13 protein-coding genes and 1 tRNA gene are annotated in these 15,400 nt (G+C 72.2%); 11 read left to right on the top strand and 3 right to left on the bottom strand.

From position 1 onward, the window contains the following. Positions 1-99: 99 nt before the first annotated feature. The 3 genes from AB0H21_RS06645 to AB0H21_RS06635 all read left to right on the top strand — a co-directional run bounded on the left by AB0H21_RS06645 (position 100) and on the right by AB0H21_RS06635 (position 3,229). Complete coding sequence (locus AB0H21_RS06645; RefSeq protein ID WP_358512765.1) at positions 100-729, top strand: hypothetical protein; 630 nt, start codon at positions 100-102, stop codon at positions 727-729. A gap of 121 nt (positions 730-850) precedes the next feature. Continuing rightward, positions 851-1,933 (top strand): GNAT family N-acetyltransferase, encoded by a 1,083-nt coding sequence (locus AB0H21_RS06640; RefSeq protein ID WP_358512763.1) that lies wholly within the window; start codon positions 851-853, stop codon positions 1,931-1,933. A 114-nt stretch (positions 1,934-2,047) separates the two neighbouring features. After that, a complete protein-coding gene (locus AB0H21_RS06635) occupies positions 2,048-3,229 on the top strand; it encodes a DegT/DnrJ/EryC1/StrS family aminotransferase (RefSeq protein WP_358512762.1) in 1,182 nt (393 codons plus the stop codon). 9 nt (positions 3,230-3,238) lie between these two features. On the opposite strand, the gene AB0H21_RS06630 is transcribed toward AB0H21_RS06635, so the two are convergent. Next, positions 3,239-4,765: a PLP-dependent aminotransferase family protein gene (locus tag AB0H21_RS06630; RefSeq protein WP_358512760.1), complete on the bottom strand. Its 1,527-nt coding sequence runs from the start codon at positions 4,763-4,765 to the stop codon at positions 3,239-3,241. Between the two features lie 67 nt (positions 4,766-4,832). On the opposite strand from AB0H21_RS06630, the gene AB0H21_RS06625 reads away from it, so the two are divergent. The 7 genes from AB0H21_RS06625 (at position 4,833) to AB0H21_RS06595 (ending at position 11,758) form a co-directional block, all read left to right on the top strand. Then, the gene (locus AB0H21_RS06625) at positions 4,833-5,483 is read left to right on the top strand and encodes a pyridoxamine 5'-phosphate oxidase family protein (protein WP_358512758.1); all 651 of its coding nucleotides are present in this window, start codon (positions 4,833-4,835) and stop codon (positions 5,481-5,483) included. 177 nt (positions 5,484-5,660) lie between these two features. Next, positions 5,661-7,370 (top strand): serine/threonine-protein kinase, encoded by a 1,710-nt coding sequence (locus tag AB0H21_RS06620; protein WP_358512756.1) that lies wholly within the window; start codon positions 5,661-5,663, stop codon positions 7,368-7,370. Continuing rightward, on the top strand, positions 7,371-8,861 hold the full coding sequence (locus AB0H21_RS06615; protein WP_358512754.1) for a hypothetical protein: 1,491 nt from the start codon (positions 7,371-7,373) through the stop codon (positions 8,859-8,861). An 88-nt stretch (positions 8,862-8,949) separates the two neighbouring features. Further along, positions 8,950-10,536 carry a DUF2510 domain-containing protein gene (locus AB0H21_RS06610; protein WP_358512751.1) on the top strand — a complete coding sequence of 529 codons (1,587 nt, stop codon included), beginning with the start codon at positions 8,950-8,952 and terminating at the stop codon, positions 10,534-10,536. Positions 10,537-10,557: 21 nt separating this feature from the next. Next, on the top strand, positions 10,558-11,154 hold the full coding sequence (orn, locus tag AB0H21_RS06605; RefSeq protein ID WP_358512748.1) for an oligoribonuclease: 597 nt from the start codon (positions 10,558-10,560) through the stop codon (positions 11,152-11,154). Positions 11,155-11,225: 71 nt separating this feature from the next. Next, positions 11,226-11,301, top strand: a tRNA-His gene (locus tag AB0H21_RS06600). A gap of 196 nt (positions 11,302-11,497) precedes the next feature. Continuing rightward, the gene (locus tag AB0H21_RS06595) at positions 11,498-11,758 is read left to right on the top strand and encodes a response regulator transcription factor (protein WP_358512745.1); all 261 of its coding nucleotides are present in this window, start codon (positions 11,498-11,500) and stop codon (positions 11,756-11,758) included. 112 nt (positions 11,759-11,870) lie between these two features. Here the strand turns inward: AB0H21_RS06595 and lat are convergent, their stop codons facing one another. Both lat and AB0H21_RS06585 read right to left on the bottom strand, forming a co-directional pair. Then, complete coding sequence (lat, locus tag AB0H21_RS06590) at positions 11,871-13,169, bottom strand: L-lysine 6-transaminase (protein ID WP_358512742.1); 1,299 nt, start codon at positions 13,167-13,169, stop codon at positions 11,871-11,873. A gap of 147 nt (positions 13,170-13,316) precedes the next feature. After that, a complete protein-coding gene (locus tag AB0H21_RS06585; protein ID WP_358512739.1) occupies positions 13,317-13,910 on the bottom strand; it encodes an HdeD family acid-resistance protein in 594 nt (197 codons plus the stop codon). Positions 13,911-14,093: 183 nt separating this feature from the next. On the opposite strand from AB0H21_RS06585, the gene AB0H21_RS06580 reads away from it, so the two are divergent. Continuing rightward, complete coding sequence (locus AB0H21_RS06580) at positions 14,094-15,299, top strand: M20 family metallopeptidase (RefSeq protein WP_358512736.1); 1,206 nt, start codon at positions 14,094-14,096, stop codon at positions 15,297-15,299. Positions 15,300-15,400 lie beyond the last annotated feature (101 nt).

The following is a 15,400-nucleotide window of genomic DNA, read 5'->3' as shown; positions in this document are numbered from 1 at the left end:
AGTTCGCTTATGAGTATCGAAGTAATTATCAAAGATCCAAGGTGTCAACTTGGCATGAAAGCGGTATGAATCCGGCGACCGAGGATTTGAGGGGGCACAGTGGCCCAGGCATGGCTGCCCGTCGCCAGTCGAATTCCCGCTCTTGAGGACTCCGGGCCCATGGCCGGGGGCGCTCCCCGGGTGGTCTGGTTCATCTGGCCTACCGATCCCCAGCGGGTCACGGCCAGATCCGTCGCCCAGCGGCTCGTACAGATCAAACGTCCCGCCCATCTCGTCTGGAATCCCGTCTCGGGGCAGATCATCCAGTCTCTGCCCCCCACACGCGCGGCGAACGGCCTGCCCGGAGATCTCAACCGGCAGGGCAGGGTCTGCGTGCAGATCCGCGTGCTCGGATCGGTGCAGGAGCCCTTCACCGAGAGCAAACTCGACGGACTGGACGACATCCTGGCGTGGCTGGACTCCTGGGAGGTGCCGCGGCTGTGGCCCGCCGGGCCCCCGCTCCCCTACCCTCACTCGGTGGCGGTCCAGGGCAGCCGCCGGCTGTGGGCGAGAGGCGGGCACTTCGGCAACTCGCAGGTCCCCGGCACGTCCGAGGGGGACCCGGGGCCGATCGACGTCGACCGCATCGTCGGCGGGCACGCCGCGAACCTGGGCGTGCCCCGGCCTCACGGGATGGAGTCGCGCGAGAATGGACGCCCGGTGGACCCCGTGAACGCGGTGGAACGATAATCGATCGGAATCGCGAACAGCACCGTGATCTGATCTTTATCGTACTATTACATCGTAGGCACCAAGCTGGGTAGAAGGCGCGAGCCTGGCCCGCGTCGCTAGGTACCCCCAGTAGGAGCCCATGCGCATATCCGTGGTTCACCCTCGCGAGCTCGGCCCGTCCGAGACGGCCCGGTGGCGTGCTCTGCAGAGCGCCGACCCGGCCCTGGACAACCCGTTCCTGTCGCCGGAGTTCACGATCGAGACCGGCCGCGTGCGCGAACAGGCGCGCGTCGCCGTGCTGACCGACGGCGGTGACATCGTGGGGTTCTTCCCCTTCGAGCGTCACCAGCTCGGCATCGGCAGGCCGGTCGCGGCGGGGCTGACCGACGCCCAGGGCATGATCCACGTCAAGGACATCGAGTTCTCGGCCCATGAGCTGATGAAGGCGTGCGGGCTCGCGGTCTTCGAGTTCGACCACCTGCTCGCGGGCCAGCCGCTGGTGCCGGCCAAGCACTCGCGGCACCCGTCCCCGGTGATCGACCTGTCCGACGGCTACGCGGCGTACGTCGAGACGCTCAAGCAGGTCTCCGGCAAGACGTACAAGAGCACGGCGTACAAGAGCCGCAAGCTCGGGCGTGACTTCGGCGAGCTGCGCCACGACTACGGGATCCAGGACCAGGCCGTCCTGCGCGTCCTCACCGACTGGAAGACCGACCAGTACCGCAGGACCGGCCGCGCCGACCGGTTCTCGCGGCCGTGGATCACGAAGCTGGTCGAGAACCTGCTGCGGATCGACACCGAGCACTTCGGCGGCTCGCTCGACATGGTGTACGTCGGCGACCGCCCGGTCGCGGGCCATTTCGGGCTGCGCACCAAGACCACCCTCGCCGGATGGTTCCCCGCCTACGACACGGCCTTCGCCAAGTACTCGCCCGGCCTGATCCACCACCTGGCGATGGCCGAGCGCGCCGCCGAGGCCGGAATCCGGCTCATCGACATGGGGCGGGGCGAGAAGGAGTACAAGGAGAAGCTGAAGACCGGCGAGCTGTGGGTGACCGAGGGCAGGATCGCCCGCGCCACCCCGGGGGCCGGAGTTCACTGGCTCATGCGCGTTCCCGTCCGGAAGGCCCGTGGAACGGTCCTCGCCAACTCGATGCTGCGCGAGACCGCCGACCTGGCCCTCAAGACCTACGGCCGCATCCGCACCTCCCTCGCCTCCTGACGCCGCGCGCGTGAGCGCCGGTCTTCTCCTCTCCGCGCGGCCGCCCGCATTGCGCTAGGTTTCTGGTTCGGCCGTCGTCGCGGTGGCGGGACCGGGCGGTGAAAGAAGGCAGCGGTGAGCCCCGAAAAGATCATTGCGGCGCGCACGGGCCGCGAAAGCGTGTACCTCCCCTCCAACCGGCTGGGGCTGTACCTCGCGCTGCGCCATTGGTGCACTCCGGGGCAGCGGCTGCTCATGTCGCCCATCTCGGCCGACGAGATCCTCTTCCTCGTCCTCGCCGCCGGGCTGATCCCGGTGATCGCGCCGATCTCGATCCTCGACGGCAACATCGACGCCGCGCGGGCCCTGCTCGGCACGGTGGACGCCGTGCTGACCACCAACCTGTACGGCCTGCCGGACGATGTGATGGCCATGACGGGCCTGGTGGTGATCGAGGACGTCGCCCACGCCGCCGAGACGTCCGTCGACGGCCGCCCGCTCGGCACCTTCGGCGTCGCCGGGGTGTTCAGCCTGTCCAAGCACGCGGGCGCCGGGTCGGGGGGCGTCCTCGTGGTGGACGGCGCCGCCGACCGTCGCGCGCTGGAGCACGAGCGCGACCTGCTGCTCCAGCCGGGCTCCCTGCGCAGGGACCTGCTGGGCGTCGCCACCTCGGCCGCCCGCCACCTGGCGCTCCGGCTCGACCTGGCGCGGCCCGCGATGCTGCTCGCCCGCGCGCTCGGCATGCAGGAGGCGCGCGAGGGATACCGCATCGCGCTGCGGCCGGACGAGTTACGCAAGGCGATGGGCGTAGGGATGGACGCCTCGCCCGGGCCGGCCGCGCCGGGCCTGCCGCCGCTGGACTCCTGGGTGCGCGCCGACCTGCACGACTACCGGCACGCGCGCGGCGCGGTCTCCCGCTGGTACCAAGGCCGGCGCCTGGCCCGCCTGCCGCGCGAGCGCGACCGCCGCCTCGCCGGGGTGGCCCGGCTGGCCGAGCTGCCCACGGCTGCCGGGGCCGTGCGCGCGCACACCGGCCAGCCGCTGTTCCGGGTGCCGCTGCTCGTGGCCGACCGCGACCGGGCCATCGCCACGCTGGAGCGGCGCGGCGTCCCCACCGGCTACCTGTACGACCCGCCGTACGACACCTACGCCGAGGCGTTCGTCGAGCCCTCGCCCGACCCGGAGCTCGCCCGCTGGTGGGCGCGGCACGTCCTGCCCGTCGACCCGCTCTACGCCGGGCGCGCCCTCCCCGTCATCGAGACCCTCCGGCCGGCCCCGCCCCCGCCGGGCGACCGCTCGCTGCCCAACGCCGCCTGAGCGCGCGGGTCAGGCGTCCGGCAGCAGGGCGCGGATGACCGCGCACGCCTTTCTGACCTCGGCGAGAGACGCCGAGCCGTAGCCGATCACCAGGCCGTGGGCCGTGACCGGGCCGTGGTGGTGGCGGGCGGTCGTGTCTAGGAGCACGCCGTGCCGGGCCGCGGCCTCCACCAGGGGCTCCACGGCCCCGGCCGGCAGGCCGAGGAAGACGTGCAGCCCGGCGGACACGCCGAGGACGCGCGCTCCGAGGGCCTCGACGATGGCGGCGCGGCGGCGGGCGTACTCCAGCCGCATGCGCCGCAGGTGCCGGTCCAGGTCGCCGCTCTCCAGCAGTACCGACACCGCCTCCTGCACCGGCCCGGACGTGCGGTCGGCCAGCGACTTCCGGACGCGGGCGACGCGCGCGAGCAGCTCGGGCGTGGCCACCAGCCAGCCGATGCCGACGTCGGGGGCGAGCGACTTCGACAGCGTGCCGAGCAGCACCACCCGCCCGGGGTCGAGGCCGTACAGGGCGGGCAGCGGCGCCACGTCGTAGCGGAACTCGGCGTCGTAGTCGTCCTCCACGACGGTCGCGCCCGTGCGCCCGGCCCAGGCGAGCAGCCGCTCCCTGCGGGCGATCGGCAGGCGTCCGCCGAGGGGGTACTGGTGGGCGGGGGTGGTGTAGAGCACCCGCAGGTCGTCCGGCAGGCCCGCGACGACCACGCCCTGCTCGTCCACCGGGCACGGGACGACGCGCCCGCCCCGCGCGGCCAGCACGTGGCGCGCGGTGCGGTACCCGGGCTCCTCGACCCCGGCGCCGTCCCCCGGCCGCAGCAGGGTGGCGGCGACCAGGTCGAGCCCGTTGCCGGTGCCCCGGGTGACCATCACGTTCTCCGGCCCGGCGGGGACGGCCCTGGCCCTGCGCAGGTGGGCGGCCAGCAGCTCCCGCAGGCGGGGGTGCCCGTAGGGGTCGACGTACGCCTGCGGCGGCAGGTCGGCGGCGCGGCGCCAGGCCCGTTTCCAGGCGCGCTCGTCGTACCCGAGCACCCACGGGCGTCCGGGCCGCAGGTCGATCACCCCCGGGGGCGGCCGCCGGGTCCCGGCCCATGATTCCGGGGCCGGTTCCGGGCGGCCCGCGCCGTCCCCCGCCGGCCCCGCGCCCGGCGTGCGCGCCCGGCCGTTCGCGGACGCCCGGCCGTTCCACAGGGGGTCGCGCCTCGGCGGGCCCGGCTTGAGCAGGCCCGGCTTGGGCAGGCCCGGCTTGGGCAGGCCCGGCTTGGGCAGGCCCGTCAGGCTCGCGACGTAGGTGCCCGACCCGTGCCGTCCCTCCAGCCATCCCTCGGCGTAGAGCTGCTGGAACGCCTCGGTCACGACCGTGCGGCTCACGTCCAGCAGGCGCGCGAGGCTCCGGCTGGAGGGCAGGCGCTCCCCCGACCTGAGCATGCCCGCGCGCACGCCGTCCCGGAGCTGGTCGCCGAGCTGCACGGCGAGCGGGACCGGCGCATTCCGGTCGAGCGTCAGCGGAAGGTCGACGTGCCCGCGCAATGTGGGCCCCAAAGTGGTCTCCCGGAAGTGGTCGCCAGTGGACGTCCACAACCGTCCACTTCTTCCTTACGGTAGCGGCATGCTCTCCACGACCGCACGCACCACCCTGAACCGTTCGAAGGAACGGGGCCGCACCGACCGCTCCGAGCTGTACGCCGTCCTCGACGCGGGGCTGATCTGCCACCTCGGCGTCGTCGTCGACGGCGCCCCGCGCGTGATCCCGACAGGCTACGGCCGGATCGGCGACACGCTCTACGTGCACGGGTCCACCGGCGCCACCTCGCTGCGCGCGGCCGGCGAGGTCTGCGTGACCGTGACCCACGTCGACGGCATCGTGCTCGCGCGCTCGGTGTTCCACCACTCGATGAACTACCGCTCCGCGATGATCTACGGCACCCCGCGGGCCGTGGTGGACGACGAGGAGCGGCTGGAGGGCCTGCGGGCGATCACCGAGCAGCTCGCGCCCGGCCAGTGGGACACCACGCGCCTGCCCAACCGCAAGGAGCTGGCCGCGACGGCGGTGGTGGCACTGTCGCTCGCCGAGGCGTCGGTCAAGGTGCGCCAGGGGCCGCCGAAAGACGACGAGGAGGACTACGCGCTGCCGGTGTGGGCGGGCGTGCTGCCGCTGCGGGCGAGCTGGGACCGCCCGGAACCGGACCCGGACCTGCCGCACGATGTCCCGGTCCCGGCGCACATCTCGGGCCGTCCCGCGCCCGGCCGGGCGGGCTGACGCCCCGGGCCCTCTGGGCGTCTCACATGGTCTCGCGGGCCCTCGTGCAGGACCGAAATTACTGACAATCGCCGCCACAACATGCCAAATATCCGTTTAGGCACCTCAGAGCGGCCACGCCGTCGTTAAGCTTCGTTCTCGCGTCACGGGTGGGGGCCCGGCACATAAGGAGATCGAATGGACGGCCACATGGGGGCCATGGGGGCATGGCGAGTGCCCGGATACACCGAGATACGAGATCTCGGCGCGGGCGGTTCGGGGCGTGTCGTGATGGCACGCTACGAGGCCGACGGAACGATGGTCGCGATCAAATACCTGTCGGACGACCTCGTCTCCGATCCAGGCTTCCTGATCAGATTCCGGCACGAGGCCCGGCTGCTCGAACTGCTCGACAGCCCGCACACCGCCCGGTTCTACGAGTACGTCGAGAACAACGGCCGCGCGGCCATCGTCATGGAGGTCGTCAACGGCGTCTCGCTGCGCACGCTGCTGCGCTCGGAGGGCCCGACCGGGGCCGAGGCGGCGCTCGTCCTGCTGAAGGGCTCGCTGCTGGGCCTCGGCGCGGCGCACTCCAACGGGCTCGTGCACCGGGACTTCAAGCCCGACAACATCCTCATCGACGGCGCCGGCCACAGCAAGCTGGTGGACTTCGGCATCGCCGTGCGCGTCGGCGACGGCGTCAGCGGGGCGGGCACGCCGCCGTACATGGCGCCCGAGCAGTGGGCGGGCGCACCCGCCGGGCCGAGCACCGACGTCTACGCGGCGACGATCGTCTTCTTCGAGTGCCTCACCGGGACGCGGCCCTTCCAGTCGCACAACGCCGCGGTGCTCGCCCGGCAGCACCAGTCGATGCCGCCGCCCGTCGAGCAGGTGCCCCCGCCGCTGCGCGGGCTGATCGAGCGGGGCCTGGCCAAGCACCCGGCCGACCGTCCCGCCTCGGCCGAGGAGTTCCTGGCCGAGCTCGAAGCCGTCGCCGTCGAGACCTACGGCAACGACTGGGAGGAACGCGGACGGCGCCGCCTCGCCGCCCTCGCGGGCCTGCTCGTGCTGCTGTTCCCCCTCGGGGAGGACGCGCCCGAGGCGGGCGCCTCGCTCGCCGAGTCCGACCTCGGCCACCGGCGGGGCTTCCAGAGGCTCAGCGTCAAGATCGCGATCGGCGCGGTCGGTCTGGCGGCCGTCTCGGCGATCACCGCCGTGCTGGTCGGGTCCCTCGGGAACACCTCCCTGCAGGCCCAGACCACGGTGATCACACCCACCCCGACCGTGGTGGAGACGGTGACGACCGGCGGCAGCCCGGAGCCGGCCATCGACGACACCCCGGTCGAGGACCCGACGGAGACGCCGTCCGAGGAGCCGTCCGAGACGACCTCCCCCGAGCCGTCCACGCCGCAGAACACCGCCGGAGCGCCGACGACCGCCGCTCCCGCGCCCACCGCCACCAAGAAGACGCCCACGCCGAAACCTTCTCCCACCAAGAAGCCGACCAAGAAGCCGACCGCCTCCCCCAAGCCCACGGCGACCGACGACGAGTCGGACCCGAACGTGAAGGATCCGGTGCCGTCGGGCAAGCCCAAGCCGTCGCCCACCCCGACCCCCACCCGCACGACTCCGTCCCCGACCCCGACCCCGACGGAGGAGCCGACCCCCACCCCGACCCCGACCGAGTCCTCGTCGCCCCCGAGGGAGACGCCGAGCAGCAGCGGCTCCGGGGAGACCCCGCGCGGCGACACGAGCGAGGCGCCCGCGACCCCCGCGCCCTCCGATCCGCCGAGCCGCGGCGGCGACCTGCCCACGCTTCTCACCATCGGGCTGGTGACGACGGGCACGGTTCCCGCCACACTGGTCGTGAAGAAGCGCATGGCGGGACGGCACCGGAGGCAGGGGTAGATGCCCGACGGCGGTGATATCGCGGGGTACCGGCTCGCGCCACGCTCGCGCACCGGCGAGGTGGGCACCTGGTACGACGCCGTGGCGCCTGACGGCGGCCGGGCCGCGGCGCTGAGGCTCGATCCCCGGGCGCTCTCGGCCCCGGGCGCGCGCGAGCGGGTGGTCGCGGCGGTCGTCGAGGACCGCCGCCTGGCCCAGACCGGCCTGACGGGGCTGCTGCCCGTCGCCGACCTGGTGGCCGCGGACGGGGAGGTCTGGCTGCTGACGTCCCGCCCCGCCATCCCGTCCCTGGTCGACCTGGTGAACGGCCCGGCCGGGGGCCCCGACGCGGGCAGCGCGGCCACCGTCCTGGTGGAGACCGCGCAGGCCCTGCTCGCCGTGCACGCGGCCGGGTTGTCGCACGGCGCCCTCGGCCCCGGCACGATCGTGATCGGCGAGGACGGCACCGCGCTGCTGGCGGAACGCGGCCTGGCCGCGGCCCTGTGGGGCGGCGAGGCCTCGCCCGGTCAGGACGTCGCGGCGTGGGCGTCCCTGGCCAGGGGGCTGGCGGCGGGCTGGGCGGCGGGGTCGCCCGAGGCGGCGCGCCTGTTCGAGCGGGCGGCGGCCACGGCGGCCGCGAACGGCCTGAGCGCCGCGCGCGACACGCTCCTGGCCGGGCGCGACCTGCTGCCGGCCGGGTTCACCACCCGCGACCGGCTCGTGCGCACGATCCAGCAGTGGGCGGCGGCCGACGTCCCAACGGGACGGCCCATGCCGTACGGCGCGCCCGGGGTGGACCAGGGCGAGATCGTGACGCTGCTCTACAACACCGGCCCGGGCGGGACGCAGCCCCCGGCCGGCGCGGCCGGGCCGGGCCTCGCGGGCGCGATCGGCGCGGCGGGTGCGGCCGGGGCCGTCGCCGGGCCGCCGCTGGACGGCTGGGCCGGCACCGCCCCCGCGGGGACCGCCCCGACGGCGGCGAGCGGCGAGATGCGCTTCGGGCCCGGGGTCCCCGCGGACACGACGGCCGCGCAGATCTGGCGGGCGGGGCAGCAGCAACAGAACACCGTCGCCGCCAAGGACCGGCTGAGGGGCCGTCCGCCCCGGCGCCGCCGTCGTGGGGGCGCGCTGTGGACGGGCGTGCTGTTCGTGCTGATCCTCGCCGTCGGGCTGTACCTGTGGACGCAGCGCCCCGCGCCGCTGTCGGTCCTGGCGGTGGACGTGAAGGCGCCCAAGGCCAAGGGGTGTGACGTCACGGTCGACGTCGTGGGCGTGCTCACCACCAACGGGTCCTCGGGCCAGGTCAGCTACCAGTGGTGGCGCAGCGACCGCGAGGATCCGATCGAGCAGACCGACACGATCCCGTCCGGCTCGACGACCTACGAGCTGCACTTCCCGTGGAAGGTGAAGGGCGAGGGCACCCAGAAGTACACGGCCAAGCTGCGCGTCCTGTCGCCCACCGGGCCGGGGACTCCGCTGGAGGACAAGGCCTCGTTCACCTATAAATGCTGACCGGGCACATCACAGTCCGACGTAGCCGACCGCGCCCGCCTTGTGCCTGCAAATGCGCGATAACGGCAATGTCACTATTGTGACGGGCATGACGCAGACCCCCGCCGGCTGGTACCCAGACCCGTACGGAACCCCCCAATTGCGTTGGTGGGATGGCACGCAGTGGACCGATGCCACCCACCCGTTGGAGAATTCCCTGGGTCAGAGCGGGCCCGTGACCACCGGCCAGTGGGCGCCGCCCGGGCCGTCGGCGCCAGGAGGAACCGCGCCCCAATCGGGCGGAGCCGTCCAGTCCGGCCCGGCTCCCCAGTCAGATCAGGCCCCTCAGCCCGGCCCGGTTTCTCAGTCCGGGCCGGTTTCTCAGCCGGGCGCGGCGAATCAGTTCGGCCCGGCTGCTCAGCAGGGGGACACGGGCCCGAACCCCGTCCCGGGCGCCGCGTCCCCGCACGGCACCGGCCCGGGCGCGCCGCCGCAGGGGCAGCCTGGCACCGGCCCGTACCCGGCCCCGCCCGCCTCTGCGCCGCAGTTCCTGCCGCAGGGGTCGCAGCAGGGTCCTCCGCCCGGACCGCAGGGCCCCCCGCCGGCAGGGCAGCAGGGCCCTCAGCCGACGGCCGTCTACCAGCAGCCGGGCGCTCCCCAGGGGACGGCCCAGTTCGCTCCCCCCGGAGGAACCCAGTACCCCTCCCCCGGGCCGTACGCGCCTCCGGGCGGCCCGCAGGGGGCGCCGACCGGCCCGTACGGCGCGCCCGCGCAGCAGCAGTGGGGCCAGCCGGGGAACCAGGGCAACGCGGGCAACTACGGACACCCCGGAAACCCCGGAAACACCGCGCAGTTCTCGATGCCCGAGTTCGGGGGCACGCCGCCTCCGCCAAAGAAGAGCCCGATGCCGTGGGTGCTCGGCGGCGGGGCCCTGGTGATCCTGCTGGTCGTGGCCCTGGTGATCGGCTTCACCATCGTGCGCGGGAACGACGGGACGCCCACGGCCATCGACAGCCCGGCCCCGGTGCCGAGCGAGACCATCGAGCCCAACGACCCGCAGATCACTCCCCCGCTGGAGACGCCGCCCACCCCGGGCCCGAGTCCCTCGTCCTCGATCGACTTCCCCGCCGTCCTGCCGCAGCCCAAGGGCGGCAGGGTGACCGACCCGCGCACGGGTGTCTCCTTCACGTTCCCCGGCGCCCCATGGACGGTATCGGACTGGGCGGAGATCAACGGCAACGGCCCCGAGGACCCGCGTTTCCCGCAGTGGACCGCCGCCTACCAGGCCATCTCGCAGAAGGACTACGACGGCCAGGGCCACGACTGGGTGAGCCAGGTGGCGTCCGCCCGCCTGCCGAAGGCGTTCGAGTACACGGGGGTGGGCGGCTTGCGCGGCGCGGTCAAGACGGTGCTGCTCCAGTATGAGCCGATCTTCTACTCCCCGCCCCACAAGAGCAAGATCATCAAGGATGAGGCGATCGAGGTCAGCGGCAAGAAGGCCTGGCTGCTGCGGTTCGAGTTGGACTTCACCGCCGAGGCGAAGAAGAACGGGTGGAAGTTCCAGAAGGAAGAGGGGTTCTACCTGGTCATCGACCAGGGGCCGCAAGACCGGCCTACCCTCGTGTACGCCTCCGTGCCGGACAATCTGGACACGAAGGTGATAGATCGCGTACTGGACTCTCTCAAAGCCTCGTGACCGGGCACTACGCTGAGCATTATGAGTGACCTGCTGGTCTGGATCGACTGTGAGATGACCGGGCTCGATCTGGGCCGTGACGCGCTGGTCGAGGTCGCGTGCGTCGTGACCGACGGCGAGTTGAACCAACTCGACGAGGGCGTGGACGTCATCATCAAGCCGCCGAGGGAGGCCCTGGAGCAGATGTCGGAGGTCGTGCGCCAGATGCACACCTCCTCGGGTCTGCTCCCCGCCCTCGGCCAGGGCGTCACGCTCGCGGAGGCCGAGTCCCTGGTTCTGGAGTACATCCGGCGGCACGTCCCCGAGCCCAAGAAGGCGCCGCTGTGCGGCAACTCCATCTCCACCGACCGCTCCTTCATCGCGCGTGACATGCCCGCCGTCGACGGCTACCTGCACTACCGCATGGTCGACGTCTCCTCGGTCAAGGAGCTGGTGCGCCGCTGGTACCCGCGGGTCTACTTCGCCTCCCCCGCCAAGCAGGGCGGGCACCGCGCGCTCGCCGACATCACCGAGAGCGTGCAGGAGATGAGGTACTACCGCGCGGCGGTTTTCGTCCCGCAGCCGGGCCCCGATTCCGCCACCGCACGGGAAGTCGCCGAGGCCATCACCGGATCTTGACCCGCCGCGGCGCCAGGACCCCGCAAAGCCCGCTACACTTTTCCTGTGCCGCCGCGCGATCAGCGGCCATGGTGGGTGTAGCTCAGTTGGCAGAGCGCCAGGTTGTGGTCCTGGATGTCGTGGGTTCAAGTCCCATCACTCACCCCAACGGTCGATGGCCGGTCCAGACGGACCGGCCATCGCGCTTTTACCGGACAACCCCACCCCTACCGGGGAAATTAGCCTTTCTCCGGCAGCATCGACCCCAAAGAATGGGACGGCGGGCTATGCTCGCACAGAACCGCTACGCCGTCAGCGCGGGGGGGCTCGGCGATCTGACAAGATTCGTGCCACCGGAGGCCGGATGAGTGTCGATGACGCCAGGTACAACGAGCACGCGCACACCGGGTTGAGTAAACGCGAGGCCGAGGTGATGGACCTGATCGCGACGGGACATTCGAACGGAGAGATCGCCCAGCGGCTCTTCCTCAGCGAGAAGACCGTCAAGAACCACGTCAACCGCATCTACTCCAAGCTCGGCGCCGACTCCCGGGTGACCGCCATCGGCCTGTGGCGAGGGCTCACGGCGCCCCCCGAACCCGCCGTGCCGGAGGCTCGGCCATAGGCACAGCGGGGCGCGGCGGTGTTCTGGAGTCCGCACGCGCGGGGGCGGAAGAACGCCGCCAAAAGGGGCGCCCCGAACCCGCCGCGCCGAAGGCGCGGCAATTGGCACAGTCCTAGGCGGGCACGGTCGTCGTGTCGCGGGCCGCCGTGAGCGCGCGCCCGAGCGCCGCCAGGCCGTGCTCGATCTCCTCCGTGCGCACCGACAGCGCGGGGCGCAGCCGTACCGACCGCTCGCCGCAGGGCAGGACGAGCACGCCCTCGTCCTCGCGCATCGAGGCGACCAGGCGGTCCCTGCCCGAGGTGACGTCGAACGCGCACATGAGGCCCCTGCCCCGGGCGTTGCGCACGAGCCCGGGGAAGGTCGTCTCCAGCTTCCGCAGCCCGCCCAGCAGGCGCTCCCCGAGCCTCGCGGCGCGCGGGATCAGTCCGTCCCGCTCGATGATCTCCAGCATGCGGCGCGAGCGCACCATGTCGGTCAGGCCGCCGCCCCAGGTCGAGTTGATCCGCCCGCTCACCTGGAAGACGTTGCCCTCGACCTCGTCCACTCTGCGGCCGGCCATGATCCCGCCGACCTGCACCTTCTTGGCGAAGGCCACGATGTCGGGCGCGAGGCCGAGTTGCTGGTAGGCCCACGGCGTGCCGGTGAGCCCGGCGCCGGTCTGCACCTCGTCCAGAACGAACAGCGCGTCGTTCTCGTGGCACAGGTGCTGCATGGCCTGGAGGAACTCCGGGCGCATGTGGTTGTCGCCACCCTCGCCCTGGATCGGCTCGGCGATGAAGCAGGCGATGTCGTGCGGGTGGGCGGCGAAGGCGTCCCGCGCCTGGGCCAGCGCCCTGCGCTCGGCGGCCTCGACGTCCCCGAAGTGGATCGCGGGCACGTCGATCCTCGGCCAGTCGAAGATCGGGAAGCGGTCGGTCTTGATCGGCTCGGTGTTGGTCAGCGACAGGGTGTAGCCGCTGCGGCCGTGGAAGGCCCGGGTGAGGTGCAGCACCTTGGTGCCAAGCTCGCGGGGGCGGCCGCGGGCCTCGTTGTGGCGGCTCTTCCAGTCGAAGGCGCACTTGAGGGCGTTCTCCACGGCCAGCGCTCCGCCCTCGACGAAGAACAGGTGGGGCAGCTCGGGGTCGCCGAGCACGCGGGCGAAGGTCTCGGCGAAGTCGGCGAGGTGGACGCTGTACAGGTCGGAGTTCGCCGGCTTGTTGGCGGCGATCCTGCCGAGCAGGGAAATGAATTCGGGGTCGTCGTCGAACGGGTTGACGCCGAGCGGGGCCGAGGCGAAGAACGTGTAGAAGTCGAGGTAGCGGCGACCGGTGCCGGCGTCGACGATCCAGGACCCGCCGCTGCGCTCGAGATCCAGCTCCAGCCGGTAACCGTCGACGAGCAGGTGGCGTGCGAGGCGGTCGAGGACGCTCATGGGCCCTCCTGGGTCGATGGAAGGTCGTACCCGAACTATTCCCCGCGAGTCTGTGATTATGTGAAGACTTTCCGGCCACGGCGTCGAACGTCGAAAATTCTTCGCCCCACCGGCGTCCCCGCGACGTCGCCGGAACGTCGGATGTCCCTACATGGCGTGGGCGGCCGTGCCGGCGGCCCCGCGGTGGCCGAGGTCGTGGACCCGGTAGGCCAGCACGAGCAGCGAGACGCCGTACACGATCGCGAAGATCCCGATCAGCCAGGTCAGGGCGAGCGCGCCGGGGGCGGGCCAGACGAAGAGCAGGATTCCGAAGATGACCGGGAGAACGCCGGTGACCATCCACATCCACTCGGTCTCGCCCGCCTTGCGGCGCCGCAGGGCCGCGATGATCTCGGATATGCCGATGACGACCGCGTAGGCCGCGATCAGCATGAGCAGTGCGAAGGCCGTGATGCCCGGCCAGATCCAGGCGATGATGCCCGCGATGACGCTGAGGACGCCGGCGACGATCATCCACGTCCTGGAGCCGCCGGGGTGGTGGCCGCGGAAGGCTCCGACGAGGGTGAAGATCCCGCTCACGATGGCGAAGATGCCGAAGAGGACCACCAGGGTCAGGAGCGTGATGAGCGGCCAGATGATGGCCAGGATGCCGAATACGATCGCGCAGGCCCCGCGCACCGCGAGAACCCACCATTGGCGGCCGGTCATCCCCGGGGCCGCCTGACCACTGACGTCGCGCATGTCGCCCTCCAATGTCGAAATATCTCCGCCTCCATCACCACGTTTCCGTCCTATCCTGAAAGGTCACGACAGCAGACCAAGGCAGGTCCAAAAGCTGTCCACCAGGCGTCAAGTCAGGCAATATCGTTTGAACGCGCGGACGATGCGGGGACATGTCCGTGACAGGGCCGAGAGGAGACGCGGGTGTCACTCCGCGAAGACGCCAACGAACTCAGCGGCGAGCTCGTCCGCCTGCGCCACGCGCTGCACCGCGAGCCCGAGCTCGGCCTCGACCTGCCGAGGACGCAGGAGAAGGTGCTCACCGCGCTCTCCGGGCTGCCCCTCACGGTGTCGACGGGCAAGGGCCTCAGCTCGGTCACCGCCGTGCTGCGCGGCGCGCGTCCCGGGCCCACGGTCCTGCTCCGCGGCGACATGGACGCCCTGCCGGTCACCGAGCGCGGCGGCGCCGTCGTCTCCGAGCTGCCCGGGCGCATGCACGCCTGCGGGCACGACCTGCACACCACCATGCTCGCCGGGGCGGCCCACCTGCTCGCCGCCCGGCGCGACCGGCTCGCCGGGAACGTCGTCTTCATGTTCCAGCCGGGCGAGGAGGGTGCGGGCGGGGCGAAGATCATGATCGACGAGGGCGTGCTGGACGCCGCGGGCGCGCGTCCCGCCGCCGCCTACGCGCTGCACGTCATCAGCTCGGTGCTCCCACAGGGCGTGTTCGTCAGCCGGGGCGGCCCCATCATGGCGGCGGCGGACCGGCTCATCGTCACCGTCCGCGGCGCGGGCGGGCACGGCTCCACGCCGCACCGCGCCAGCGATCCGATCCCCGCGGCCTGCGAGATGGTGACCGCGCTGCAGACGATGGTGACGCGGGCGTTCGACGTCTTCGACCCGGTCGTCGTCACGGTCGGCAGCTTCCACGCGGGGACCACCGACAACGTCATCCCCGACGAGGCGCGGTTCGAGGCGACCGTGCGGTCGTTCTCCACCGGGACGCACGCCCGTATCCAGGAGCGCATCCTCACCCTGCTGAACGGCATCGCCGCCGCGCACGGCCTCTCCGTCGAGGCCCGCTACGACATCAGCTACCCGGTCACCGTGAACGACGCCTCCGAGGCCGACTTCGTGGGCACGACCGTCCGCGAGGTCTTCGACGACGAGCGCCGGTTCATCCGGGCCCCGCAGCCGTTCACCGGTGCCGAGGACTTCGCGTTCGTCTGCGACGAGGTGCCGTCCGCGTTCGTCGCGATGGGCGCGTGCCCCACAGGGGTCGATCCGGCCCGCGCCGCCTACAACCACTCGGCGGAGGCCTCCTTCGACGACGCCGTCCTCGCCGACGGCGCGGCCCTGTACGCCGAGCTGGCCGTACGCCGCCTCGCCCGCGAGCCCGCGACCGTCTGAGGCGCCCTTCGGCCCTGTACGAGGCTCCTGGGGCTTTCTGGGCCTATTGAGGCGCTTGGGGTGGGTTTGCGACCCGCGTACTCAGAAGCCGGCCCGCTCAG

This window comes from Sphaerisporangium sp. NPDC051011, assembly GCF_040653595.1.
Classification (GTDB): Bacteria; Actinomycetota; Actinomycetes; order Streptosporangiales; family Streptosporangiaceae; genus Sphaerisporangium.
The sequence above is the reverse complement of the archived record's forward strand: the minus strand, read 5'-3'. Positions and strand labels throughout refer to the sequence as shown.